Source organism: Variovorax sp. Soil_C_26, assembly GCF_057657075.1.
Genome location: NZ_JBDGJC010000002.1, coordinates 448,743 through 472,676, shown reverse-complemented (window position 1 = coordinate 472,676; position 23,934 = coordinate 448,743). Strand labels below are relative to the sequence as shown.

The 23,934-nt window shown below is 68.7% G+C and carries 27 protein-coding genes; 9 read left to right on the top strand and 18 right to left on the bottom strand.

The window, feature by feature from the left end; all coding sequences use genetic code 11:
* The first annotated feature begins 54 nt into the window (after positions 1-54).
* A complete protein-coding gene (locus AC3A6G_RS07740) occupies positions 55-543 on the top strand; it encodes a MarR family winged helix-turn-helix transcriptional regulator (RefSeq protein WP_487859685.1) in 489 nt (162 codons plus the stop codon).
* Here the strand turns inward: AC3A6G_RS07740 and AC3A6G_RS07735 are convergent.
* The 6 genes from AC3A6G_RS07735 to orn all read right to left on the bottom strand — a co-directional run bounded on the left by AC3A6G_RS07735 (position 540) and on the right by orn (position 7,207).
* A complete protein-coding gene (locus AC3A6G_RS07735; RefSeq protein WP_487873466.1) occupies positions 540-1,418 on the bottom strand; it encodes a quinone oxidoreductase family protein in 879 nt (292 codons plus the stop codon). The two genes, AC3A6G_RS07740 and AC3A6G_RS07735, sit on opposite strands and share 4 nt — an antisense overlap.
* Entirely contained in the window at positions 1,415-2,215 is an 801-nt protein-coding gene (locus tag AC3A6G_RS07730; RefSeq protein ID WP_487873465.1) for an alpha/beta fold hydrolase, read from the bottom strand. The genes AC3A6G_RS07735 and AC3A6G_RS07730 overlap by 4 nt, the downstream gene beginning before the upstream one ends.
* A complete protein-coding gene (locus tag AC3A6G_RS07725; RefSeq protein ID WP_487864149.1) occupies positions 2,212-3,216 on the bottom strand; it encodes a 3-hydroxybutyryl-CoA dehydrogenase in 1,005 nt (334 codons plus the stop codon). Before AC3A6G_RS07725 ends, AC3A6G_RS07730 begins: the two co-directional genes overlap by 4 nt.
* Positions 3,206-4,279, bottom strand: coding sequence for an NAD/NADP octopine/nopaline dehydrogenase family protein (locus AC3A6G_RS07720; protein ID WP_487873464.1), 1,074 nt, complete (start codon positions 4,277-4,279; stop codon positions 3,206-3,208). The genes AC3A6G_RS07725 and AC3A6G_RS07720 overlap by 11 nt, the downstream gene beginning before the upstream one ends.
* Positions 4,280-4,491: 212 nt before the next feature.
* The gene (locus AC3A6G_RS07715; protein ID WP_487864151.1) at positions 4,492-6,375 is read right to left on the bottom strand and encodes a DEAD/DEAH box helicase; all 1,884 of its coding nucleotides are present in this window, start codon (positions 6,373-6,375) and stop codon (positions 4,492-4,494) included.
* Between the two features lie 235 nt (positions 6,376-6,610).
* Positions 6,611-7,207, bottom strand: coding sequence for an oligoribonuclease (orn, locus tag AC3A6G_RS07710; protein WP_487873463.1), 597 nt, complete (start codon positions 7,205-7,207; stop codon positions 6,611-6,613).
* A gap of 71 nt (positions 7,208-7,278) precedes the next feature.
* On the opposite strand from orn, the gene AC3A6G_RS07705 reads away from it, so the two are divergent.
* From AC3A6G_RS07705 to rsgA, 3 genes are read left to right on the top strand one after another with little or no spacing between them, the layout of a single operon-like run.
* Entirely contained in the window at positions 7,279-8,544 is a 1,266-nt protein-coding gene (locus AC3A6G_RS07705; protein WP_487873462.1) for a M48 family metallopeptidase, read from the top strand.
* Positions 8,545-8,580: 36 nt separating this feature from the next.
* Positions 8,581-8,928: a 4a-hydroxytetrahydrobiopterin dehydratase gene (locus AC3A6G_RS07700; RefSeq protein ID WP_487860047.1), complete on the top strand. Its 348-nt coding sequence runs from the start codon at positions 8,581-8,583 to the stop codon at positions 8,926-8,928.
* Between the two features lie 15 nt (positions 8,929-8,943).
* Positions 8,944-9,900, top strand: a complete 957-nt coding sequence (gene rsgA / locus AC3A6G_RS07695) for a ribosome small subunit-dependent GTPase A (RefSeq protein ID WP_487859677.1) — start codon at positions 8,944-8,946, stop codon at positions 9,898-9,900.
* A 5-nt stretch (positions 9,901-9,905) separates the two neighbouring features.
* Here the strand turns inward: rsgA and hisC are convergent, their stop codons facing one another.
* From hisC to rpsP, 7 genes are all read right to left on the bottom strand, one after another.
* Entirely contained in the window at positions 9,906-10,994 is a 1,089-nt protein-coding gene (gene hisC, locus AC3A6G_RS07690) for a histidinol-phosphate transaminase (RefSeq protein ID WP_487873461.1), read from the bottom strand.
* Between the two features lie 25 nt (positions 10,995-11,019).
* On the bottom strand, positions 11,020-12,021 hold the full coding sequence (locus AC3A6G_RS07685) for a CobD/CbiB family protein (protein WP_487859675.1): 1,002 nt from the start codon (positions 12,019-12,021) through the stop codon (positions 11,020-11,022).
* Between the two features lie 49 nt (positions 12,022-12,070).
* On the bottom strand, positions 12,071-12,790 hold the full coding sequence (locus AC3A6G_RS07680) for a CoA pyrophosphatase (protein ID WP_487859674.1): 720 nt from the start codon (positions 12,788-12,790) through the stop codon (positions 12,071-12,073).
* 154 nt (positions 12,791-12,944) lie between these two features.
* Complete coding sequence (rplS, locus tag AC3A6G_RS07675; RefSeq protein WP_487859673.1) at positions 12,945-13,325, bottom strand: 50S ribosomal protein L19; 381 nt, start codon at positions 13,323-13,325, stop codon at positions 12,945-12,947.
* A gap of 123 nt (positions 13,326-13,448) precedes the next feature.
* Entirely contained in the window at positions 13,449-14,195 is a 747-nt protein-coding gene (gene trmD / locus AC3A6G_RS07670; RefSeq protein WP_487873460.1) for a tRNA (guanosine(37)-N1)-methyltransferase TrmD, read from the bottom strand.
* Positions 14,196-14,209: 14 nt separating this feature from the next.
* A complete protein-coding gene (gene rimM / locus AC3A6G_RS07665) occupies positions 14,210-14,764 on the bottom strand; it encodes a ribosome maturation factor RimM (RefSeq protein WP_487859671.1) in 555 nt (184 codons plus the stop codon).
* Between the two features lie 23 nt (positions 14,765-14,787).
* A complete protein-coding gene (rpsP, locus tag AC3A6G_RS07660) occupies positions 14,788-15,051 on the bottom strand; it encodes a 30S ribosomal protein S16 (RefSeq protein ID WP_307702207.1) in 264 nt (87 codons plus the stop codon).
* A 169-nt stretch (positions 15,052-15,220) separates the two neighbouring features.
* Here rpsP and AC3A6G_RS07655 point away from each other — a divergent pair, with 169 nt between their 5' ends.
* Together AC3A6G_RS07655 and AC3A6G_RS07650 are read left to right on the top strand one after the other, a co-directional pair.
* On the top strand, positions 15,221-15,745 hold the full coding sequence (locus tag AC3A6G_RS07655; protein WP_487859670.1) for an N-acetyltransferase family protein: 525 nt from the start codon (positions 15,221-15,223) through the stop codon (positions 15,743-15,745).
* On the top strand, positions 15,742-16,188 hold the full coding sequence (locus AC3A6G_RS07650) for a TM2 domain-containing protein (RefSeq protein ID WP_487864156.1): 447 nt from the start codon (positions 15,742-15,744) through the stop codon (positions 16,186-16,188). The genes AC3A6G_RS07655 and AC3A6G_RS07650 overlap by 4 nt, the downstream gene beginning before the upstream one ends.
* Positions 16,189-16,209: 21 nt before the next feature.
* Here the strand turns inward: AC3A6G_RS07650 and AC3A6G_RS07645 are convergent, their stop codons facing one another.
* The 5 genes from AC3A6G_RS07645 to hda all read right to left on the bottom strand — a co-directional run bounded on the left by AC3A6G_RS07645 (position 16,210) and on the right by hda (position 20,930).
* Positions 16,210-17,220 carry an anion permease gene (locus AC3A6G_RS07645; protein ID WP_487859668.1) on the bottom strand — a complete coding sequence of 337 codons (1,011 nt, stop codon included), beginning with the start codon at positions 17,218-17,220 and terminating at the stop codon, positions 16,210-16,212.
* A gap of 13 nt (positions 17,221-17,233) precedes the next feature.
* Complete coding sequence (locus AC3A6G_RS07640; RefSeq protein ID WP_487859667.1) at positions 17,234-17,878, bottom strand: DUF47 domain-containing protein; 645 nt, start codon at positions 17,876-17,878, stop codon at positions 17,234-17,236.
* A gap of 113 nt (positions 17,879-17,991) precedes the next feature.
* Entirely contained in the window at positions 17,992-18,600 is a 609-nt protein-coding gene (folK, locus tag AC3A6G_RS07635; protein WP_487859666.1) for a 2-amino-4-hydroxy-6-hydroxymethyldihydropteridine diphosphokinase, read from the bottom strand.
* Positions 18,597-20,225, bottom strand: a complete 1,629-nt coding sequence (gene pcnB, locus AC3A6G_RS07630) for a polynucleotide adenylyltransferase PcnB (protein ID WP_487873459.1) — start codon at positions 20,223-20,225, stop codon at positions 18,597-18,599. The genes folK and pcnB overlap by 4 nt, the downstream gene beginning before the upstream one ends.
* A gap of 18 nt (positions 20,226-20,243) precedes the next feature.
* On the bottom strand, positions 20,244-20,930 hold the full coding sequence (gene hda, locus AC3A6G_RS07625; protein WP_487864376.1) for a DnaA regulatory inactivator Hda: 687 nt from the start codon (positions 20,928-20,930) through the stop codon (positions 20,244-20,246).
* Between the two features lie 142 nt (positions 20,931-21,072).
* On the opposite strand from hda, the gene purM reads away from it, so the two are divergent.
* From purM to AC3A6G_RS07610, 3 genes are all read left to right on the top strand, one after another.
* Positions 21,073-22,113, top strand: coding sequence for a phosphoribosylformylglycinamidine cyclo-ligase (gene purM, locus AC3A6G_RS07620; RefSeq protein WP_487859664.1), 1,041 nt, complete (start codon positions 21,073-21,075; stop codon positions 22,111-22,113).
* Between the two features lie 40 nt (positions 22,114-22,153).
* Entirely contained in the window at positions 22,154-23,224 is a 1,071-nt protein-coding gene (locus AC3A6G_RS07615; RefSeq protein ID WP_487859663.1) for an AI-2E family transporter, read from the top strand.
* 128 nt (positions 23,225-23,352) lie between these two features.
* On the top strand, positions 23,353-23,934 hold the full coding sequence (locus AC3A6G_RS07610; RefSeq protein ID WP_487873458.1) for an isochorismatase family protein: 582 nt from the start codon (positions 23,353-23,355) through the stop codon (positions 23,932-23,934).

The window sequence follows — 23,934 nt, the reverse complement described above, 5'->3', positions numbered from 1 at the left end:
ATGCAAACCGCGTGCCCGAGGCTCGTTCGACCCCTCTGGTTGTGAGGTGCCTTCATGGCCGAGCCTGCTGCTGAGACGCACCGCTTCGTCGACGACTACCTGCCGGCCCTGCTGGCGCAGGCGAGCCAGCTGATTTCGTCGGAATTCCACGAGGTGGCGCGCCAGCATGGCTTCTCGGTGTCGGAGTGGCGCGTGATGGCGTCGCTCGCGGGCAGCGAGCCGGTCAGCATCGGCCAGCTCGCGCAGGTGACGGTGACCAAGCAGCCGACCGTGACGCGGCTGCTCGACCGCATGGAAGCGCGCGGCCAGGTCGAGAGGCTGCCCCACGAGAGTGATCGCCGCATCACGCTGGTGCGCATCACGCGCAAGGGGCTGCACGCGGTCGAGCACCTGATGGAACTCGCGCGCGAACACGAGCGCCGGGTGCTCGAGCCGTTCGGCTTGCGGCGTGCCGAGGAGCTCAAGCAGACGCTGCGGCAGATGATCGAGCTGCATGTCCATGTGCCGACCGGCGAGGCCGAGGCCGCGGGCGAGGAAAGCTAGGGCACCAGCACCGCGCGGCCGCGGTGTCCGCGCTGCGCGATCCAGTCGAGCGCCGCACCCGCATCGGCCAGCGCGAACGGCGTCACATCGAGGTGCAGCCGCCCGTCGGCCAGTCGCGCGAGCAGGTCGGGCGCCGCCGCACGGCCCGCGGCTTCGCGCCGGAACATGTTGAGCGGCAGCAGCGCCACGTCGCGCTGCAGGAAATGAGCGATGTCGAGCTGCAGCAACGGCCCCGCGGTGTAGCCGACCAGCACCGCGCGGCCACCGGGACGCACCGCCGGCAATACCTTCGCGAGCACGTCGCCGCCGACGGTGTCGACGAGCAGGTCGGCTGTGCCCTCGCCCGGCGGCGGCCCATCGGGATCGACCGGCGACGCGGTGCAGCCGGCATCGCGCGCCAATTGCATTGCGAGCGATCCGACCGCACCGCTCGCGCCGGTCACGAGCACGCGCTCGCCCGGCTGCAGCTTCGCGACCTCGTGCAGCGCGACCCAGGCCGAGGTGCACGGCGAGAAGAAAGCCGCGCCCAGCGCCATCGGCACGGCATCGGGCAGCAGGCCCAGGGTTTCGTCGGGCGCGTCGATGAGTTCGCACCAGGTGCCGTCGAAGAGCGTGCCGAGCCCGCCGCCGCGCAGCCACACGCGCTGGCCCGCCGCGTAGCGCTGGCTCGCGACCACGATGCCCGCGGCCTCCACGCCCGGTATGTACGGCATCGGCGGATGGCGCAGGAAGCTGCCGCGCCACACGGTGCGGTCGATGTGGCCGACCGTGGCCGCCTGCATGCGCACGAGGGTGCGTCCGGCGCGCGGCAGTGGATCGGCGGCTTCTTCGAGCACCGGCGCGGCGTGGAAGCCGTGGATGCGCACGGCCTTCATGGCAGCGTCGACAGGAAGTCGGTGACCGTGCGCGCGAAGGCTTCGGGCATCTGGTCGGGCAGCGGCACCATGCCGCCTTCGATGTCGACGATGCGCGCCTGCGGCAGGTGCTGCTGCAGCTCCGCCGCATGCGGCGCGGCGAACGGATCGGCCGTGGCGCGCACGATGAGCGCAGGCTGCGTCACGCGGGCGATGCGCGTCTCCATGCGGTACGACGCCACGGCGCGGTGCCCTTCCTCGAGCCGATGGACGACCTTCATGGCATCGCGCACGAAGGCTTCGAGCAGGTCGGGGCGGCCCGGCGGATAGAAGCCCTGGCGCTTCTGCCAGAGCGCCGCGAGATGCATGCCGTCTTCGCTGGGCGCGACTTCGTCGATGGGCGGACGTTCGGCCCGCGCGCGGCGAAAGGCTTCGTCGGTGAAAGGCGTCGACGACAACACGAGGCTGCGCACGCGCTCGGGAAACGCAGCCGCCATTTCCAGCGCCACGACCCCACCCGTGTGGTGGCCGACCACGTCGGCGCGCAGGATGCCCAGCGCGTCGAGCAACTCGCAGGCCACGCGCGCCCATTGCGCGATGCTCGCAGGCGCGCCGCCGTCGTCGGAGTCGCCGAAACCCGCGGTGTCCATCGCAATGGCGCGGTAGCGCGCACCCAGCAGCGGCAGCACCGCGCGGTATTCGGCCCAGCTGCGCGGCGACTGGTGCAGCAGCAGCACGGGTGGCGCGTAAATGTCGCCACACGCCGCGTAGTGCACCTGTCCCACCGACAGATCGGCGAAGGCGCGGCGGATCGTCATGGCAGGGTGTCGGCGGCGGGCGCGCGCCAGAGGCCCGCGTGCTTCAGTTCGCCGAGCGTGCGCGAGAGCACGTCGCGCCGATAGGCGGCCACGTCGCGGCCTTCATAGTCGTAGAAGCCGCTGCCGCTCTTGAGGCCGAGCCGCCCCTCTTCGACCATGCGCCCGACGATGGCCGGCGCGGTGTAGCGCCCCGCATCGAGCGAGGCCGACATCTCGCGGCTCGCGTGGTGCAGGATGTCGCAGCCGCCGAAGTCGATGAACTCCACCACGCCGAGCGCCGCGAAGCGCAGGCCGAGGCCGTAGCGCGTGGCCTTGTCGATCTCCTCGGCGGTGGCGGCGCCCTCCTCGATCATGCGTGCGGCCTCGTTCATGACCAGCGCCTGCAGGCGCGGCACGATGTAGCCCGGCGATGCGCCGCAGACCACCGGCAGCTTGCCGATGGCCTCCATCAGCGCCTTGGTGCGCGCGAGCACGGCGGCGTCGGTGCCCGGGTGGCAACTGAGCTCGACCACCGGGATCACATAGGCCGGATTGAGCCAGTGCATGTTGAGGAAGCGCTCGGGCCGCCGCACGAGCGCCGCGAGCTGCGTGACGAGGATGCTGCTCGTGGTCGACGTGAGGATCGCATCGTCGCGGCAATGCCGGTTGAGCTGCTCGAAGGCCTCGCGCTTGGCCTCGAGCGTCTCGGGCACGCCCTCGAATACCAGCTCGGCGGCCGCCAGGGCCTGCGGCGCGTCGGCCGCATTCACGAGGTGCACGCGCGCCGCGATGGCCTCGGCCTGCGCGGCGTCGATCACGCCGAGTTGCGCCAGCCCTGAGAGGCTGGCCTCGATCTCGGCCCGGGCCTCGGCCTGCAGCCGCTGCCAGGCTTCGTCGCTGCGCGGGCGCAGGTCGATCAATGCGATGCGGTGACCCGCATAGGCGAACGCGATCGCGATGCCGCGCCCCATGCGGCCCGCGCCGACGGCCGCAAAGCGGGGCAGCGCGGCTTCATTCGCCATCGTGCAGCCTTTGCTGGAGGTCGGCCGCGCTCAGGTCGGCCAGCCCCAGGCTTTCGAAGGTGCGCGCGCCGCGGCGCAGGTCGCGGCCGAGAAAGCCGCCCACGATGGCCAGCAGGCCGTGCGCGATCGGCGCATCCACGCCCGCATGGCGCGCGGCCGAGGCCAGGAAAGCCAGGCCGAGTTCGGTGTCCTCGGTGATGTAGCGGTGGGTGTGCAGGTCGATGTGCTCGCGCCAGTCGCCCGACTTGACGAGCTTCTTGTGCGCATCGCCGTACATCCACTGGTCGTTGTTGTAGTGGTCCGCCAGCGGATAGTGCGGTGCCGCATGCCCGAAGGCTTCGCGCACCGCCATGCGCTCCAGGTCGAGCCGGTCGGTCACGTCGCGCACCGCGCGCTGCGTGCCTTCGTTGTGGATGTCCCAGCGCTCGAAGTGCTGCAGCGGCGCGGCGTTCATCACCATGAGCGGCGGATGGATCACCGGGCCGGCATTCATCAGCGCGCCCGAGAGCGCATTGCCGCAGCCGTGCACCGCAGGGTAGGCCTGGCGGATCACCTCGATCGCCTCGGCTTCCTTCCGCGCAGGATAGACGCCGGTGGGCAGCCGGATCGCACGGATGGTGACGTTCACTTCGCGCTCGCCGTGCTTGCGCGCCAGGTATGGCAGGGTGCCGGTCTCGGCCCACGCCACGTCGGCACGGCTGCCTGCCGCCTTCACGGTGCGCGCCATCACGTAGCTGCCGAAGGTGCCGGGCGGCAGGAACACCACCTGGCCGTCGGCGAGGTGCGGCGCCATGGCCAGCGCGATGTCGTGCTGCGCGATCGCCGGGGTGGGAACGACGATGAGTTCCGCGCCCTTCAATGCCGCGGCGATGTCGCCGGTGGCCAGGGCCAGCGGCACCTCGCGCGCGCCATCGGCATCCTTCAGCGTGATGGCGCCCGCCTGCACCACCGGCTCGAGCGCTGCCGCATCGCGGCGCCACAGCCGCACTTCATGGCCCGCTTCGGAGAGGTCCGCGGCCGCCGCGTAGGCCCCATGGCCACCGCCAAGAATCGCAATTTTCATGTTCGGAATTTGAAAGGCAGATGTCGATGAACCGGCAGCCGCGGCGCGGACCGGGGGAGCAATGCCTCAATACATTACTTTTCATCGTTTCATGTGTCAATCAACTTCCGTGACTGCGGCCCCCGCGGAAACCCGCAAAGGAAAAGCCCGGACTTCTCGCGAAGTCCGGGCTTTCTCGGGTGCGGGCGGCCCGTAGGCCGCCCTGGAGGGGATCAGCGCGTGGGCTTGAAGGCGCGCTTCTGGGCGTCGCGCGGCACGAAGACCTTGCCCGGGCCGCCATGGCCTGCGCCATTGCCGCGGGGTGCGAAGCCCTCGCGGGGTGCGAAGCCTTCACGCGGTGCAAAGCCGCCGTCGCCACGGCCGCCGCGCGGTGCGGCGTTGTCGCCGCCCCAGCCCGGCTTGCGACCGTAGCCGCCACCGCCGCCCTCTTCACGGGCACCGCCGCCGCCGAAGCCGGCGTTCTGGCCCTGGAAGCCACGCGGGCCAGCCGGGGCGCCGCGGCGGTCGTTGAAGCCGCTGGCGCCGGCATAGCCGCCGCGCGGGCCGCCTGCGTTGCCGCCGCCGCCACCGAACTTGCGGTCGCCACGCGGGCCGCTGTTGTTGTCGCGGCCACGGCCGCCGAAGTCGCCCTGCGGGCGCGACTGCGGCATGCGCTGCTGCGGCTCGAGACCGGCAACCACTTCCGCCTTGAACTGCTGGCGGCTGTACTGCTCGATGTCCATGATCTTGCGGCGATCGCGGAATTCGGCAAACGTGATGGCCAAGCCATCGCGGCCGGCACGGCCGGTGCGGCCGATGCGGTGGGTGTAGTCCTCGGCCTTCATCGGCAGGCCGAAGTTGAAGACGTGCGTGATCGTCGGCACGTCGATGCCGCGGGCGGCAACGTCGGTGGCCACCAGGATCTGGACCTGACCTTGACGCAGTGCCATCAGGCGGCGGTTGCGCAGGCCCTGGCTCAGGGCGCCGTGCAGCGCGACGGCGCTGAAGCCTTCTTGCTGCAGGTCGTTGGCGAGGCCGTCGCACTCGACTTGCGTGCTGGCGAACACGATCGCCTGGTTGATGCTGGTGTCGCGCAGCCAATGGTCGAGCAGCTTGCGCTTGTGCTGGCTGTTGTCAGCCCAGTACAGCGACTGCTTGATGTTGGCGTGCTTCTCTTGCGGGCTGTCAATGGTGATGCGCTGCGGCTCGCGCATGACGCGCTGAGCCAGCTGCTGAATGCGCGGCGCGAAGGTGGCGCTGAACATCATCGTTTGCTGACGCTCGATGGTGAGCTGGTTGACTTCGGCCAGGTCGTCGGAGAAGCCGAGGTCGAGCATGCGGTCGGCTTCGTCGACGACCAGGAACTTGACCTGGTCGAGCTTGAGCTGCTGCGAGCGCTGCAGGTCGAGCAGGCGCCCCGGCGTGGCAACCACGAGGTCGGCGTTCTGCAGCTTGGCGATCTGCAGCTGGTAGGGCATGCCGCCCACCACGTTGGCGACGCGCAGGCCGCGGCAATGGCGCACCAGCTCGATGGCATCGTGCGCCACCTGCTGCGCGAGCTCGCGCGTCGGGCACAGGATCAGGGCGCCGGGCGTGGCGGCCTTGAAGTGGCGCGCGTTGGTCGGGTCCTTGCGCTTCGCCTTCTTGGGCACGGCTTCGCCGCGCGCGGCGGCTTCGGCAGCCAGGCGTTGGTATTCGGCCTTGGCGGCCTCTTCGGCTTCGGCCTGGCGCTTGAGCAGCGTGTGCAGCACCGGCAGCAGGAAGGCTGCGGTCTTGCCCGAGCCGGTCTGGCTCGAGACCATCAGGTCGACGAAGCGGGCCTTGCCGTCCTGGCCGGCTTCACCGCCCATGGCGAGCGGGATCACCTTGTCCTGCACGGTCGTGGGCTGGGTGAAACCCAGGTCGGCCACGGCGGCGATGAGTTCGGGCGCGAGACCGAGCCGGACGAAACCGTTCGGTGCGACGGGCGCCTCGGCCACGGCCGCTTCGGGCAGCGCGGCGTCGAGTGCCTCGAGGATCGGCGACTCGGACGCGGTGTCCGGAGCGGCGATGAATTCGTTGTTGTTGGTGGATTGCACAGGCGCGAACTCGCCCTGCGCTTCAAAAGCGTCGGTCATGTGATTTGTCAATCTCAAACGCGAGCGCTGCCGTAGGCGGCGCCCCGTTGGTGGTTAAAAACATCAACCATCCAACGACATTCAACTTCCGGATTTCGCCGGAGGCTGCGGCCCTTTTTGATCAGCGGATGCGATCGGGCGCGGTGTGCAAGATAGGGAGATGCAAGAGACGCTGGCCGAAAAAAACCTGTCGACCAGCGAAGCCAACGATTATGGCACGGATCGGGGTTTTTACCTAATCCGTCAAACGCAAGAAGGTTTCACGGTAGTGCGCGAGCTCCTCGATGGATTCGTGCACGTCGGCCAGCGCGGTATGCGCCTGCTGCTTCTTGAACGCGCTGTAGGCCGAGGGCTTCCAGCGCTTGGCCAGCTCCTTGAGGGTGCTGACGTCGAGGTTCCGGTAGTGGAAATAGGCCTCGAGCCTGGGCATGAACTTGACCAGGAAGCGCCGGTCCTGCCCGATGGTGTTGCCGCACATCGGCGAGCCGGCCTTGGGCACGTAGCGCGCGATGAACTCGAGCAGCCGCAGTTCGGCCGTGGCTTCGTCGAGGGTGGAGGCCTTCACCTTGTCGATCAGGCCGCTGCGGCCGTGCGTGCCCTTGTTCCAGGCGTCCATGGCGTCGAGCACGGCATCGCTCTGGTGGATCACGAGCACGGGGCCGTCGATGCGGGGGCTCAGGTCGGGGCCGGTCACGACCACGGCGATCTCGAGCAGGCGCTCCTTCTCGGGGTCGAGCCCGCTCATTTCGCAGTCGAGCCAGACCAGGTTCTGGTCGCTTTTCTTCAGCACCGGCAGTGCGCCGCCGGTCGTGGGGTCCAGGGATTCGAGCATGCCCGGATTGTCGCCGATGGCTTCCGCGCTGCGGACCCGGCGGGCGGCAACACGCCCTAAACTCGCCGGTCATGTCCTATTCACTCATCTTCACCGCCGCCTTCGCCGCTGCACTCGTCGCGGGGCTCGTCGTGAAGTTCTGGCTCGCCTCGCGCCAGGTGCGCCACGTGGCGCGCCACCGCAACGCGGTGCCGCCCGCCTTCGAGCACAAGATCACGCTCGAGGCCCACCAGAAGGCCGCCGATTACACCGTGGCCAAGGCGCGCTTCGGCATGGTCGAGATGGCTTGGGGCACGGCGGTGCTGCTCGGCTGGACGCTGCTCGGCGGCCTCGACCTGCTCAACAAGCTGCTCGTGGCGTGGCTCGGTGGCGGCATGGTGCAGCAGCTCGCGCTACTCGCAGCATTCGCGGCGATCGGCGCGCTGCTCGAGCTGCCGTTCACGTTGTGGCAGATCTTCCGGCTCGAGGAGCGCTTCGGCTTCAACAAGATGAGCTGGCGCCTCTGGCTGCGCGACACGGCCGTCTCCACGCTGATCGGCGCAGCCATCGGGCTGCCGATCGCCGCGCTGATCCTGTGGATCATGGGCGCGGCCGGCACGCTGTGGTGGCTCTGGGCCTGGGCGGCATGGATGGGCTTCAACCTGCTGCTGATGATCGTCTATCCGATGTTCATTGCACCGCTCTACAACAAGTTCAAGCCGCTCGACGATCCCACCGTCAAGGAGCGCGTCACCGCGCTCATGAAGCGCTGCGGCTTTCGCGCCAAGGGGCTGTTCGTGATGGACGGCAGCCGGCGCAGCGCGCATGCCAATGCCTACTTCACGGGCTTCGGCGCGAGCAAGCGCGTGGTCTTCTACGACACGCTGCTGCGCCAGCTCAATGCGGCCGAGATGGAGGCGGTGCTCGCGCACGAGCTCGGCCATTTCAAGCACCGCCACATCGTGAAGCGGCTCGCCTCGATGTTCGCGCTGAGCCTGGCGGGCTTCGCGCTGCTGGGCTGGGTGTCGACACAGGCCTGGTTCTACGGCGGGCTCGGCGTACAGCCGAACATGGCGCCCACGGCGCCGAACGACGCGCTCGCGCTGCTGCTCTTCATGCTCGCGGTGCCGGTGTTCGGCTTCTTCGTCGCGCCGCTCGCGGCCCGGCTGTCGCGCAAACACGAGTTCGAGGCCGACGCCTATGCGGTGGCGCAGACCAGCAGCGCCGATCTCTCCGCTGCGCTGCTGAAGCTCTACCAGGACAACGCGTCGACGCTCACGCCCGACCCTGTGTTCGTCAAGTTCTACTACTCCCACCCACCGGCCTCCGAGCGCCTCGCGCGCATGCAGGCCGCCTGAATGACTCCCACCTCTCGCGAAGAAAAAGCCGACACCATGAGCAGCATGTTCAAGCCCAAAGACTGGAAGGGCGTTACCCGCCAGGCACTGAGCGCCACCGAGATCGTCTCGGGTCTCGCCAAGCTCGACGGATGGAAGCTCAATGGCGACGGCGCCAACGTTGCGATCGAAAAGACCTTCAGCTTCGCGAACTACTTCGAGACCATGGCCTTCGTGAATGCGCTGGCCTTCGTCGCCCATACGCAAGACCACCATCCCGACCTGTCGGTGCACTACAACCGCTGCGTGGTGCGCTTCAACACGCACGACGTCGGCGGCATCTCGAGCACCGACTTCGAGTGCGCACGCCAGGCCGACGCGCTGGTGGCCGGGCCCGCGCCGTGACGAGGGCTCGCGCCTTTGGCTAAGCCGCCCCGCACCCCCGCCAAGGGCGCCGCGGGCGCCGCCCGCACCCTGCACGATGGCCTGGTCGTCGCGAGCCACGGACGCCACTGCCTGGTCGAGACGCCTGCGGGCGAACGGCTGATCTGCCATCCACGCGGCAAGAAGAGCCAGGCCGTGGTCGGCGACCGCGTGCGCTGGCAGGCCAGCGAGGACGAGGGCACGATCGAAGAGGTCGTGCCGCGGCGCAACCTCTTCTACCGGCAGGACGAGATCCGCACCAAGTCGTTCGCGGCCAACCTCGACCAGGTGCTGATCCTGATCGCGGCCGAACCGGAGTTTTCGGAGCACCAGTTGGCCCGCGCACTGATCGCGGCCGAGGCCGAGCGCATCGTGCCGATCATCGCGCTCAACAAGCGCGACCTGGCCGTGCCGTTCGAGCGCGCATGGAACCGACTCGCACCGTACCGGCGCATGCATGAAGGCGTGCTGCCGCTGTCGCTCACGGCCACGGGCGACGCCGACCGCGCCACGCTCATGGCACTGCTCGCGGGCAAGCGCACCCTGGTGCTGGGCCCCTCGGGCGCAGGCAAGAGCACGCTCGTGAACCTGCTCGTGCCGGGTGCCGCCGCGCTGACGAACGAAATCTCGCAGGCGCTCAATTCGGGCAAGCACACCACGACGAGCACCACCTGGTACTGGGTCGACGAGGCGCGCACCACAGGCCTCATCGATTCGCCGGGGTTCCAGGAATTCGGTCTCAACCACATTGCCCCGATGCAGTTGGCGGGACTGATGCCGGACATCGCCGAGCATGCGCAGGAATGCAAGTTCTACAACTGCACGCACCTGCACGAGCCGGGGTGCGGCGTCATCGCGAATGTCGACGCGCCCGGGAAGCCGGCCCCGATCAGCGCCACGCGTTACCGAATCTACGGCGAGCTGTTCGCCGAACTGAGCCAGACGCGCTACTGAACCGCTCAGGGCGCCTGGAGAATCTCCTGCAGACGCTGCACGAGCAGGCTGCACTGGTCGCGCGTGCCGATGCTGATGCGCAGGTGCTGCGCGATGCGCGGCTGCCTGAAATGCCGCACCAGCACCGCGCGCTCGCGCAACAGCGCCGCGAGTTCGGCCGCGTCGCGCCCCGGGTGGCGGGCGAAAACGAAATTGGCCTGCGAAGGCAGCACCTCGAAGCCCAGGTCTTCGAGCTGCAGGCACAGCCCTTCGCGCGCGTCCATGACCTGGCGGCGCGTGCGCTCGAACCAGGCCTCGTCGTCGAGCGCCGCCACCGCGCCCGCCGAGGCGAGGCGGTCGATCGGATAGGAATTGAAACTGTCCTTCACGCGCACCAGCGCATCGACCAGGTGCGACTGGCCGCAGGCGTAGCCGACCCGCAGGCCCGCGAGCGAGCGCGACTTCGACAGGGTGTGGACCACGAGCAGGTTCGGATGGCAGGCGATGAGCGGCATGGCGCTCTCGCCGCCGAAATCGACGTAGGCCTCGTCGACCAGCACCACGCGTTCGGGGCAGGCGGCGGCGAGCCGCTCGATGCGCTCGAGCGGAAGGCCGATCCCCGTGGGCGCATTCGGGTTCGCAATCACCAGGCCGGCGCAGCCGCTGGCCGCGCGCGACGCCATCGCCTCGGCGTCGATGCGCAACTGCGCGTCGACCGGCAGCAGCTCGCAGGCGATGCCGTAGAGCTGCGCATAGACGCGGTAGAAGCTGTAGCTCACGTCGGGCATGAGCAGCGGCTCGGCCTGCTGGAAGAAGGCGAAGAAGGCGTGCGCCAGCACCTCGTCCGAACCATTGCCCGCGAAGACCTGCGCCACGTCCAGGCCATGCCGCCGGGCCACGGCTTCGCGCAGCGCGAGCGAGCTTGGATCGGGGTAGCGCTCCAGTCCCTCGGCAGCCGCCTCGCGGATCGCGTGGACCGCGCGCGGCGACGGCGGATACGGGTTCTCGTTGGTATTGAGCTTGACGAGGTCGGCGATGCGCGGCTGCTCGCCGGGCACGTAGGGTTCGAGCGCGCCGATGCGCGGGCTCCAGAAGGTCGGCACGGAGGTCGCCATGGCGTCGTGGTGGCGAGCAGCCCGCTCAACCGAGCAGGCGGGCCAGCGTGAGAAGGGCCAGCAGCACCATCCACATGACCACCGAGCGCCAGACCAGGCCGACCACGCTGCGCAGGTGACCCGGCTCGGGCTCGCGCCCGGGCGTGCTGCCGCTGTCGGTCCGGCGGTCGTCGGCCAAGGAATCGCCGGCCTGGGCGCGCGAGAGCGCATCAGCGAGCGGAATCGGCCGCAGCGCCCCCCCGCCGAGCCGCACGTTGACCGCGCCAGACGTGGCCGCGAGGATCACGCCGTCGTTCTCGCTCGCGAAGCGGCGCGCGTCGTTGCGCCAGCAGTCGATGGCCTCCTCGAAGCTGCCGACGACCGCAAAGCCCAGCGCGGTGATGCGCGCCGGGAGCCAGTCGATCGCATGCCAGGCGCCCTCGGCGGCACGCTGCACCGAGACGCTCGAGGGCTGCACCGCCGCGCCGTCCTTGTGGGCCCAGTAGCGCGCGACGAATTCGCTCATGCGGTAGAACACCGCGCCGGCCGGACCGAGGCCCAGCGCCGCGAGCACAGAGAACCAGGCCAGCACACCGAACACGTGGCGATGCGCGGCGATCACCGAATGCTCGATCACGCGACGGACGATCTCGCTGCGCCGCAACTCGGCCGCGTCCACGCCCTGCCAATGGGCGAGCAGCGAGCGCGCGAGCGGCTCGTCGCCTTCGTCGAGCGCATCGCGGATGCCGGTGAAGTGATGGCTGAACTGCCTGAAGCCCAGCGTGACGTAGAGCACGGCGACGCTCCAGAGCACCGCGAACGGCAGTCCGAGCGTGAGCACCAGCAGCCAGTGGATGCCCAGCGTTGCAAACGTGGGCATGAGCACCGCGAGCCCCCATGCGACCCATCCGTGGTGCGGTTTGCCGGCATCGAAGTTGCGGCTGGTCCAGCGGGTCCAGGAAAGCACGCCGCCGTACACCGGGTTGTGTGGCGCGAGCGGACGCACCTGCTCGATCAGCAACGCACACAGGATGGCAAAGAAGCTCATCCTTCGATGATAGCGAGGGCGCCCCGGCGCTTCACGCCGGCGCTCACCATCAGGCGATCAGGAAGCGGTAGAGGTTGCGCAGCATGCCCGCCGTGGCGCCCCAGACGAAGCGCTCCTCGGCGCCATCCTGGTAGGGCATCGAATACCACTCGCGGCGCGTGCCGTCGGGTGCCGGCACCGTGTGCCGGCGATGGTTGGCGGGGTCCATGAGCCAGGCCAGCGGCACCTCGAAGGCGGCGGCTACTTCGTAGGGATTGAGCGTGAGTTCGAAGGGCGGCTTCACCAGCGCGACCACGGGCGTCACGACGAACGAGGTGATCGTCGTGTAGGTCGGCAGGCTGCCGAGCACCTCGATGAACTGCGCCGAGAGGCCCACCTCTTCCCAGGCCTCGCGCAGGGCCGCCGCCGCGACGTTCGCGTCTTCGGGGTCGACGCGCCCGCCCGGGAACGCTACCTGGCCCGAATGGTTCGACAGGTGCGCGGTGCGTTCGGTCAGCAGCACCGTGGGGCCTTCCGGACGCTGGACGATCGGCACCAGCACCGCCGCCTGGGCCGGCGTGCGGTCGCTCAGGCGTGGCTCGCGGCGCAGCTCCGGCATCCACTCGGGGGGCGTGGCGAATCGCCGGCGCAGCGCCTCGGCCGTCAACTCGGCCACGTCAACCGCGGGCAGGCCATCCGGACCGCCGACCACCGGCGCCTTGCGCGGGTCGACCACGAGCAGCGTGGGCGGCACCACGGCATTGACGGGTTCGGCGGGCTCGAGCTGCATGGAGGGGTCGGCGGGGGTGGTCAAGTGCTAGCTGGCTGTCTGGTGAAGGAGTAGAACCCGAAACTGCGGTGCTGTCTTTTCGCGGAAAGGCCTGCACAGCGCACAACGCAAAAAGCCGCCAGAGGGCGGCTTTTTTGCACGGCAGAAGAACGGCTTACTTGGCAGCCACTGCTGCGCGCTTGCCCGGCAGCTTTTCCTTGATACGTGCCGAGCGGCCGCTGCGCTCGCGCAGGTAGTACAGCTTGGCGCGGCGAACGTCGCCGCGGCGCTTGACTTCGATGCCGGCGATCAACGGGCTGTAGGTCTGGAACGTACGCTCCACGCCTTCGCCGCTCGAGATCTTGCGCACCGTGAAGCCGCTGTTGAGGCCGCGATTGCGCTTGGCGATCACGACGCCTTCGTAGGCCTGCACGCGCTTGCGGCTGCCTTCGACGACGTTCACGCTGACGATGACCGTGTCACCGGGCATGAAGTCGGGGATCTTCTTGTCGAGACGGGTAATTTCTTCCTGCTCGAGGGTCTGGATGAGGTTCATGATTTCCTGATGTCGATCGTGCTCGCGCTACACAAAAGGCGCCCTTGGGTTTTGTCGGCTGCTTCGAAAGAAGCCGAAGACGAAACCCAGGCGCGGCCGGGCAGAGGATCGGGGAACCAGGGATTATAGCTTTTTTTTGAGCGCCGTCTCGTCGGCCTTGCTCAGCCGGCCCGCGGCACGCGCGGCGTCGATCAGGTCGGGACGCCGGGCCGCGGTGATCGCGAGCCGCTGGTCGCGGCGCCAGCGCTCGATCTGGACGTGGTGGCCCGACAGGAGCGGCGCCGGCACGCCCTGCCCGTTCCACTGCTCGGGCCGGGTGTAGTGCGGGCAGTCGAGCAGTCCGTCGAGCGAGGGATTGAAGCTGTCCTGCACATGGCTGGCTTCGTCGCCCAGCACGCCGGGCTGCAGCCGTGCCACCGCATCGAGCAGCGCCATGGCCGCGATCTCGCCGCCCGACAGAACGAAGTCGCCGAGGCTCACCTGGTGGGTCACGCGCGTGTCGATGAAGCGCTGGTCGATTCCCTCGTAGCGCCCGCAGACCAGCACGGCGCCGTCGCTCGCGGACCAGCGTTCGACCGCCTCGTGCCGCAGCACGTCGCCAATCGGCGAAAACAGCACGACCGGTGCCGGCGTGCCGCGCGCGGCCAGCGCCGCATCGAGGCAGGCCGAGAGCGGCTCGGCCATCATGACCATGCCCGGCCCGCCGCCGAACGGACGATCGTCCACGCGCCGGTAGTTGCCTTGCGCGAAATCGCGCGGGTTCCAGAGCACGACTTCGACCTGTTTTGACTCGTAGGCACGGCGCGTCACGCCCGCGGCCATGAAAGGCGCGAACAGCTCGGGAAAGAGCGTGAGAACGTCGAAGCGCATGCGCGCGAGCCCGGTCAGTAGTCGGGTTGCCAGTCGACCGTGATGAGCCGGCCCGGCAGGTCGACCTTGTCGACGAAGGCCGAGACGAAAGGCACCATGCGCTCGATCGCCTTGCCGTCTTCTTCCGCGGACAGGACCAGCGTGGTCTGCGGCCCGGTCGCGAGCAGCTCGCGCACGTTGCCGAGCACCACGCCCTCGCGGTTGACGACCGAGAGGCCGATCAGGTCGACCCAGTAGTACTCGTCATCGCCGGCGGTGGGAAAGCTCGAACGCGGCACGAACACCCGCGCACCGCGAAGCGCTTCGGCCGCATTGCGGTCGGGCACGTCCTCGGACGAGGCGACGATGCAGTCGGAATGTTCCTTGGCTTCGCGGATCGCGAGCCGAAATGCAGCGCTGGTGGTGGCGCCGGGCGCCTGCAGGAACCAGCGTTTGGAAGAAAAAAGCGCCTCGGGTTGGGCGCTGTGGGGCAGGACCTTGAACCACCCCTTGATGCCCCAGGCATCGGCGATGCGTCCTACCTCGATCGCGTCCGCCGGCAATTCGGCGGTTTCGAGTGCGGGCAGCATGGCCGTGCGAAAGGCCTGCAGGCTCAGGCCGCGGCCTGGGGTGCTGCGGCTGCCGCTTGCTTGATTAGGCGCAGGACCGTGGGCGAAGCCTGTGCGCCGACGCTCTTCCAGTACGCCAGGCGGTCCTGGGCGATGCGGATGCTTTCTTCGTTTTCCTTCGCGGTCGGGTTGTAGAAACCCAGACGCTCGATGAAACGGCCATCGCGGCGAACGCGCTTGTCCGACACGACGATGTTGAAGAACGGACGGCCTTTCGAGCCGCCGCGGGAGAGTCGAATGACGACCATGATTTATCCTTGGGTGGTGCAGCGAGCCTGAATGCCCGCCCACAGAGTTCTTTCAGCGTCGAGACACGCGACATGGCCACCCGGCCAGCGACACGCTGAAAAGCCTGCGATTATAGCCCGAACCGCTTTTACAGAATTCGGCCCCCTGCGTCTCCCGCTCTCCACCTGCATGACCCTCACCATTCGACCCAGCCGCGACGAGGACGTCGCGGCCATCACCGCGATCTACGCGCACCACGTGCTGAACGGCACCGGCACCTTCGAGACCGAGCCGCCCCCGGCTGCCGACATGGCGGCGCGGCGCGCCGACGTGCTCGGCAAGAACCTGCCCTACCTCGTCGCCGAAGAGGCCGGCGAAGTGCTGGGCTTTGCCTACTGCAACTGGTTCAAGCCGCGCCCCGCCTACCGCTTCTCGGCCGAAGACTCGATCTACCTGGCCGAAGCCGCACGCGGTCGCGGGCTCGGCAGCCGCTTGCTGGCGGCGTTGTCGGAGGCCGCCGAAGCCGCGGGCATCCGCAAGCTCATCGCGGTGATCGGCGATTCTGCCAATGCCGGCTCTGTCGGCGTGCATCGCGCCCAGGGCTTCACGCACGTCGGCGTGCTCAAGGACTGCGGCTGGAAATTCGGCGAATGGCGCGACGTGGTGCTGATGGAGAAGGTGCTCGGCGAAGGCAGCACCACCCGACCCGAATGAAAAACAAGACGACTGCCGCCTGGCTCTCCTTCCTGGGCGGCCCCTTCGGGCTGCACCGCTTCTACCTGCGCGGATTCGGCGACTGGCTCGGATGGCTGCTGCCCATTCCGACCGCGCTCGGCCTCTATGGCATGGAGCGCGTGCGCATGTACGGCGTGGACGACGGCTGGAGCTGGGTGCTGATTCCGATGCTGGGCTTCACCATCGCGGGCTGTGCGCTCATGGCCATCGTCTATGGCCTCATGGCGCCCGAGAAGTGGAATGCCCGCTTCAACGCCGGCGCGCCGGCCGACGCCGAACCGGGCCGCACGAACTGGGCCACGATCGGCGCCGTGGTGCTGGCGCTGTTCTTCGGCACCACGGTGCTCATGTCGAGCATCGTGTTCAGCTTCCAGCGCTACTTCGAGCACCAGATCGAAGAGGGCCGGAAGATTTCGCAGTAGCCCCGCCCGCCGGCCGGGGCCTCAGAAGATCTGCCAGCTCACCCAGTAGGCGATCGCGGCGACGAAGGCCGAGGCCGGTATCGTGAAGATCCAGGCCCAGACGATGTTGCCCGCCACGCCCCAGCGCACGGCACTTGCGCGCTGGGTCGCGCCCACGCCGACGATAGCGCCGGTGATGGTGTGGGTGGTCGACACCGGAATGCCGAGCGCGGTCGCCAGGAACAGCGTGATCGCGCCGCCTGTCTCGGCGCAGAAGCCGCCCACGGGCTTGAGCTTGGTGATCTTCTGGCCCATGGTCTTCACGATGCGCCAGCCGCCGAACATGGTGCCCAGCGCAATGGCGGCGTAGCAGCTCACGACCACCCAGCCGGGCGGCGCGCTCTCGGTCGCCGAGTGGTAGCCGGTCGCGATCAGCAGCATCCAGATGATGCCGATGGTCTTCTGCGCATCGTTGCCGCCGTGGCCCAGGCTGTAGGCTCCGGCCGAGACCAGCTGCAATCGCCGGAACCAGCGGTCCACGCGCGACGGCGTGGCGCGCCGGAAGCCCCAGGCCACCACCACCATCATCAGGGTGCCGAGCAGGAAGCCGAGCACCGGCGACACGAAGATGAAGGCCAGGGTCTTCCAGATGCCCGAGGCCACGAGGCCGCCGGTCCCGGTCTTGGCGATCACCGCGCCGACAATGCCGCCGATCAGCGCGTGCGACGAGCTGCTCGGAATGCCGTAATACCAGGTGACGAGGTTCCAGCTGATGGCGCCGATGAGTGCGCCGAAGACGACATGCACGTCCACCACGCCCGGCTGGGCGATCCCCTTGCCCACCGTCGCGGCCACGCTCAGGTGGAACACGAAGATGGCAATCAGGTTGAAGAACGCCGCGAACACCACCGCCTGCCCCGGCTTGAGCACGCCGGTGGACACCACCGTCGCGATCGAGTTGGCGGCGTCGTGGAAGCCGTTCATGAAGTCGAACAGGATCGCAAGCGCGACCAGCACTATCACCACCCAGAGGGCGACCTGCATCGTTTCCATCGGTAGCCGCCGCTCAGGAATTCTCGAGGACGATGCCCTCGATCACATTGGCCACGTCCTCGCATTTGTCGGTGATCGTCTCGAGCAGCTCGTAGATGGCCTTGAGCTTGATCACCTCGCGCACATCGGGCTCCTCGCGGAACAGCTTGCTCATGGCGCTGCGCATCACGCGGTCGGCATCCGACTCGAGGCGGTCGATCTCCTCGCAGGTCTTGAGCGTGGCCTCGGCCACCGCCGGATCGGCGATCTTGCTCAGAAACTTGACGGCATCCTTCAGGCGGTCGCAGCACTTCACGCACAAGGCCGTGAGCCGCACGATCTCTTCGGTCATGTGGCGCACGTCGTACAGCGCCATGGTCTCGGCCGAGTCCTGGATCAGGTCGGCCACGTCGTCCATCGTGTTGATGAGCTTGTGGATCTGCTCGCGGTCGATGGGCGTGATGAAGGTCTTGTGGATCAGCCGATTGACGTCGTGCGTCACACGGTCGGCCGCGCGCTCGGCGTTGTCGACGTCACGGTTGTACTGCTCGCGCAGGTGCACGTCGCTGTAGTTGGCCACGAGTTGCTCGAACGCGCGCGCCGCTTCGACGATGCGCTCGGCGTGCTGGTTGAACATCTCGAAAAAATTCCCCTCGCGGGGCAGCAGCTTGCCGAACATGGCGCTCTCCTGGGTTCGCGTCTGCCACAGGCATGTGACAGCGTTATGAAAAACCATAGGAGTGTAATGGGCGATCAAGCCCCCCGGCGATCGGGGGGCCCGGCTCCGCCGCTTCAGTCGCGGATGCGCTCGACCACTTGCGAGGAAACGCGCGCCAAGGCTGCGCGCGGCACCTTGTCGGGCGCGATCTCGGCAAGCGGCTTGAGCACGAAGGCGCGGTCGCGCATGCGCGGATGCGGCAGGCTCAGCGCGGGCGCGTCCTTGACCGTGTTGCCGTGCATCAGGAGGTCGAGGTCGAGCGTGCGCGGCGCATTGGGGAACGGCCGCTCGCGCCCGGCCTGGGTCTCGAGCAGTTGCAACTCGGCCAGGAAGGCCTCGGCCGTGAGGCCGGTGCGCACCGCCACCACGGCGTTGATGTAATCGGGCCCTTCTGCATCGATCGGCGCACTGCGGTAGAGCGACGACCGCGCCGTGACCTGGGTCCGTTCGATGCCGGCGATCGCGTCCATGGCCACCGTCACGGCCGCCTGGGCGTCGCCGAGGTTGGCTCCGATGGCCACGAAGGCCTGCACGGTCGGGTAGTCCTCGCGCGGGCGGCGGGCGGCGGGCGCCGGCCTGGGCGCCGCCTTGCCTGCCGGCCGCGGACGCGACGGCGCGCGCTTGTCGTTCGCCCGCGCGGGGCCAGGGGGCTTGCCGCCCTTCGGCTGGGAAGGCCGCGTCATTCGGATGCGGCGCCTGCGCCGCCTTCACTGCCGGCCGCGCCATCGGTGCGGGGCTTGCGGCGGCGCCGGCGCTTGCGCGGCGTCGTGGGGTCGCCACCGCCTTCGCCGGACGGCGCGACGGTTTCGGCCTCGAGCACCTCGTCGGGCTGCGGCTCGCGCCCTTCCTCGCGCTGGCGCCCGGCGGGCTCCGCGCGCGGCTTCGGTGCCACAGGGTCGCGCGTGCGCACGCGCTGGCGGGTCTTCTGCTCCTCGCGCACCTGCTCTAGCAGGTCCTGCCGGCGCACGTCGTCGGCGGTGCTGAACTCCTGCCACCACTCGGCGATTGCTTCGCCGATCTCGCCCACGTCGGCGCGCAGGCGCATGAAGTCGAAGGCAGCGCGAAAGCGCGCCTGCTCGACCAGGCTATAGGGCGTGGAGCCGGTGCGCTTGTCGAAGCGCGGCTGCATCATCCAGATCTCGCGCATGTCGGCCGCGAGCTTGCCACGGCCGGACACGTCGCCGATGCGGGCGTTGAACACATCGTCGATCGCATCCTGCAGCGCCGGGAACGGCGGCTGCGGCCGATGCCCGCGCTGGCCCTCGATGCGCTGGGACCAGCCATCGCGCACGTCGGCCCACAGCACGCAGGCCAGCAGGAAGCTGGGCGCGACGGGCTTGCCCTCGCCAACGCGACGGTCGGTGTCCAGAAGCGCCGCCTGCACGAAGGGCTGGTCGGCGCGCTCCACCACCACGTCGAGCAGCGGATAAATGCCCTTGGCCAGGCCGAGCTTGCGCAGTTGCTCGACGGTGGCGATCGCATGGCCGGTCTGCAGCAGCTTGAGCATCTCGTCGAACAGGCGGCTCTGCGGCACGTCGGCCAGCAGCTTGCTCGATTCGACCAGCGGCGCGGCCGTCTTGGCCTCCATCTTGAAGCCGAGCGCCGCGAGCTTGGCCGAGAAGCGGATCGCGCGGATGATGCGCACCGGATCCTCGCGGTAGCGCGTGGCCGGGTCGCCGATCATGCGCAGCGTGAGCTTCTGGGCGTCGCGAATGCCGTTGTGGTAGTCGACCACGACCTGGTTGGCCGGGTCGTAGTACATGGCGTTGACGGTGAAGTCGCGGCGCGCCGCATCTTCTTCCTGCGGGCCCCACACGTTGTCGCGCAGCACGCGGCCGCTCGCATCCACCGCATGCGTCATGCTCGCGAGCTCGCCCTTGCTGGTGCGCTCGTTGCCGGTCACCTGCCCGGCCGCGGCGCTGTCCATGTAGGCGCGGAAGGTCGAGACCTCGATCACCTCGTGCTCGCGGCCGCGCCCGTACACGACGTGCACGATGCGGAAGCGCCGCCCGATGATGAAGGCGCGGCGAAAGAGCGACTTGACCTGTTCGGGCGTGGCATTGGTGGCCACGTCGAAATCTTTCGGGCGCAGGCCGAGCAGCAGGTCGCGCACCGCGCCGCCCACCACATAGGCCTCGTAGCCCGCCTGCTGCAGCGTGGTGACGACGTTCTTCGCACGTTCGTCGACCAGGGCCGGGTCGATCTTGTGAACCTCCGCCGATACCTCCTGACGCTTGCCGAAGCGGCTCTTGCCCTGTGCGCCGCCGGGCGTTTTGCCGAGCAGCTTGTCGATGAATTTCTTGATCATTGTTGGTTGAGGCTCTTCTTATTCGTTTTCGAGCATGGATCGAATCAGGGGAATGGTGATCGCGCGCTGCGTCTGCAGCGCATAGCCGTCGAGCTGGTTCAGCAGCTCCATCAGGCTGCCGAGGTCGCGGCTGAAGCGGTGCAGCATGTAGTCGAGCACGTCGTCCGACAGCATCACGCCGCGCGTGTCGGCCGCCTGGCGCAGCACCGCGCGGCGTTCGCTTTCGCTCAGCACGTGCAGGTGGAACACATGGCCCCACCCGAGGCGCGTGCGCAGGTCCTCGCGCAGCGGCAGGTCGGCCGGCGGCAATGCGCCGGCTGCCACCACACCGCGCTGCAGGGTCTGCGCATTGACGAACCAGTTGAAGGCCGCGTGCTGCTGCACCGCGGTGTAGAGGTGCACGTCGTCAAGCAGCACCGCGCCCCAGCGCTCGTCGAACTCGGGCGGCTCGAGCAGGCCGGCATGCAGCCAGCCCACGCTCGCGCCCTGCTCGCGCAGTGCGACGCGCACCGATTCGAGCAGATGGCTCTTGCCACTGGCGCTTTCGCCCCACAGGTAGGTCGGCACCGGCGAGTGCGGCACGGGGCCGCCGGCGCCGCCCGCCCATACTTGAAGGTGGCGCAGCGCCGCCTCGTTGGGGCCGGCAAAAAAGGCGTCGAAGCTGGGGCCCGTCGCAATGCCGATATCGAGCGCGAGCTGTTTCATCCCGGGAAGGTTCATGGAGGGGGCCGCTGGGACCCTTAAAATCAACAGGAATTCTATCGGCCCGGCCGCTTCGGTTGCCGGCGCCTCCACCGCCCGCCTGCTTTTCGGCCCATCGTTTCGCCTTTTCCGACACCGTCCGACCATGACTTCCCCCACGCCCACCCCGCTCAGCTACAAGGACGCAGGCGTCGACATCGATGCCGGCGACGCCCTGATCGACCGGATCAAGCCGCTCGCAAAAAAGACCCTGCGCGAAGGCGTGCTGGCCGGCATCGGCGGCTTCGGCGCGCTGTTCGAGGTGCCCAAGCGCTACAAGGAGCCGGTACTGGTGAGCGGCACCGACGGCGTGGGCACCAAGCTCAAGCTGGCGTTCGAATGGAACATGCACGACACGGTCGGCATCGACCTGGTGGCCATGAGCGTGAACGACGTGCTGGTGCAAGGTGCCGAGCCGCTGTTCTTCCTCGACTACTTCGCCTGCGGCAAGCTCGACGTGGACACGGCCGCGGCCGTGATCGGCGGCATCGCCCGCGGCTGCGAGCTCTCGGGCTGCGCACTGATCGGCGGCGAAACGGCCGAGATGCCCGGCATGTACCCGGCCGGCGAATACGACCTGGCCGGCTTCGCCGTTGGCGCGGTCGAGAAATCGAAGATCCTCACGGGCCTCAACGTGAAGCCCGGCGACGTGGTGCTCGGCCTCGCCTCGGCCGGCGTGCATTCCAACGGTTTCAGCCTGGTGCGCAAGGTGATCGAGCGCGCGGGCGCCGAACTGCCCGCCACGCTCGACGGCATGCCCTTCCGCGAAGCGGTCATGGCGCCCACGCACCTTTACGTGAAGCCCGTGCTCGAGGCCCTGATGAAGCATCCGATCAAGGCGCTGGCCCACATCACGGGCGGCGGCCTGCTCGAGAACATCCCGCGCGTGCTGCCCGAAGGCATGGCCGCGCACCTGAAGAAGGGCAGCTGGCCCCAGACCGAACTCTTCGCCTGGCTGCAGAAGGTGGCCGGCATCGACGACATCGAAATGAACCGCACCTTCAACAACGGCATCGGCATGGTGGTGGTGATCGACGCGGCCGAGGCCGCGGCCTGCGCCGACACGCTGCGCGCGGCCGGCGAAACGGTGCACGAGATCGGCACCATCGCCGAACGCGGCGAAGGCGCGGCCGTGGTGGTGGCCTGAGGCCCGCGGCTTCCGGTACGACGCGCAGCCCTCGCCACGGATGACCAAGCCGCTGCCCGCCACACCCCTCGCCACCCCGCCTGCGCGCACCGCGTCGCGCCAGGTGGTGGTCGCGAGCTATCTGCTGATGCTCGCGGGCCTGCTGCTCGTGATGTGGCAGCACCTGCTGCCGGGCCTGCTGTGCGTCTGCATCGGGTTTCTCGCCACGCGCTGGTTCACCCGGCTCATCGCGCCCCAGTTGGCCCGCCTCGGCGTGCTTCGCGGCCGCGGCGAAGGGCTGGCGCGTGTTCTCTCGGTCATCCTGGTGCTGCTGGCGCCGGTAGGGCTGCTCTCGCTGGGCTTTTCCGAGGCGCGCGAATATGTCATCGATGCGCCCGACCAGTACCGCGAACTTGTCGACTACACCGCGCGCACCGTGCTCGAGCTGCGCCAGAAGCTGCCGCCCGAGATCGCCGTCTACCTGCCCGAGGGCGCGGCCGAGATCCAGCGCATGGCGGCCAACTACATGCGCACGCAGGCCGGCGCGCTTGCACTCACGGGCCGCGCCTGGCTCGGCGCCCTGCTCTTCGCCTATGTTGGCCTGGTCATCGGCGCGCTCGCAGCGGTGGCGGTGCAGAACCGGGAGCGGCCGCCGCTCGCGGCCGAACTGCACCGGCGCATCAGCATGTTTGGCGAGGCCTTCGGCCAGATCGTCGCGGCCCAGTTCTGGATCGCGGCGTTCAACACGCTGCTGACCGCGATCTTCCTGCTGTTCCTGATGCCGCTCTGGGGCCCGCTGCTGCCCTACACGCCGGCGCTGATCACGCTCACCTTCGTGGCCGGGCTGGTGCCAATCGTCGGCAACCTGGTGTGCAACACGGTCATCACGCTGGTGGCGCTGTCGGTATCGCCGATCACCGCGCTTGCCTGCCTGATCTTCCTGATCGTCATCCACAAGGCCGAGTACGTGATCAATGCCAAGGTGGTCGGACGCCGCACGCAGATGAGCGTGTGGGAGCTGCTCGCGGTGATGTTCGTGGCCGAGGCGGTGTTCGGGCCGGCCGGACTGGTGGCGGCGCCGCTGTTCTACGCCTACCTCAAGAAAGAGCTGCAGGCGGCGGGGCTGGTCTAGGGCGTGCGCTCTTCCGGCTCTTGATGTCCTGATCTGATCGATTCCGGTCCGCTTCGGCACGGACCCTGCGCTGGCGGCGCCCAAGAATAGACGGCATCATTCACTCCGCCCGTGCGAGCACTCCACCCATGAGATCCTGTCTGATTGTGATCGACGCCCAGGAATCGTTTCGGCACCGGCCGTACTGGTCCGCCGGCGGCCTGCCGTCGTACCTCACGGCGCAGAACGCGCTCATCGAGGGCTGCGCCGACGCGGGCGTGCCGATCGTTCGCGTGTTCCACATCGACGCGCCCGCAGTGCCCGACAACCCGTTCGCGCTTGAATCGGGTTTCGTGCGCCCGATCGAAGGCCTGGCGCCGTTCGAGGCGGCCGCCACCTTCACCAAGCACCGCCACAGCGCGCTGGTTGGAAGCGGGCTCGAGGTCTGGCTCACGCAGCACGGCATCGGCCGGCTGATCGTCAGCGGCATCCGCACCGAGCAATGCTGCGAGACCACCACGCGCCACGCCTCCGACCTGGGCTGGGAGGTCGATTTCGTTGCCGAGGCCACGCTGACCTTCGACATGGTGCAGCCCGATGGCCGGCCACTCGCCGCGGCCGACATCCGTGCTCGCACGGCCACGGTGCTTCACGAGCGCTTCGCGACGGTCTGCAGCGTGGCGCAGGCGCTCGAGCGCGCGGGCGCCGTAGAGGCCGCCGCGGCGCGGTAG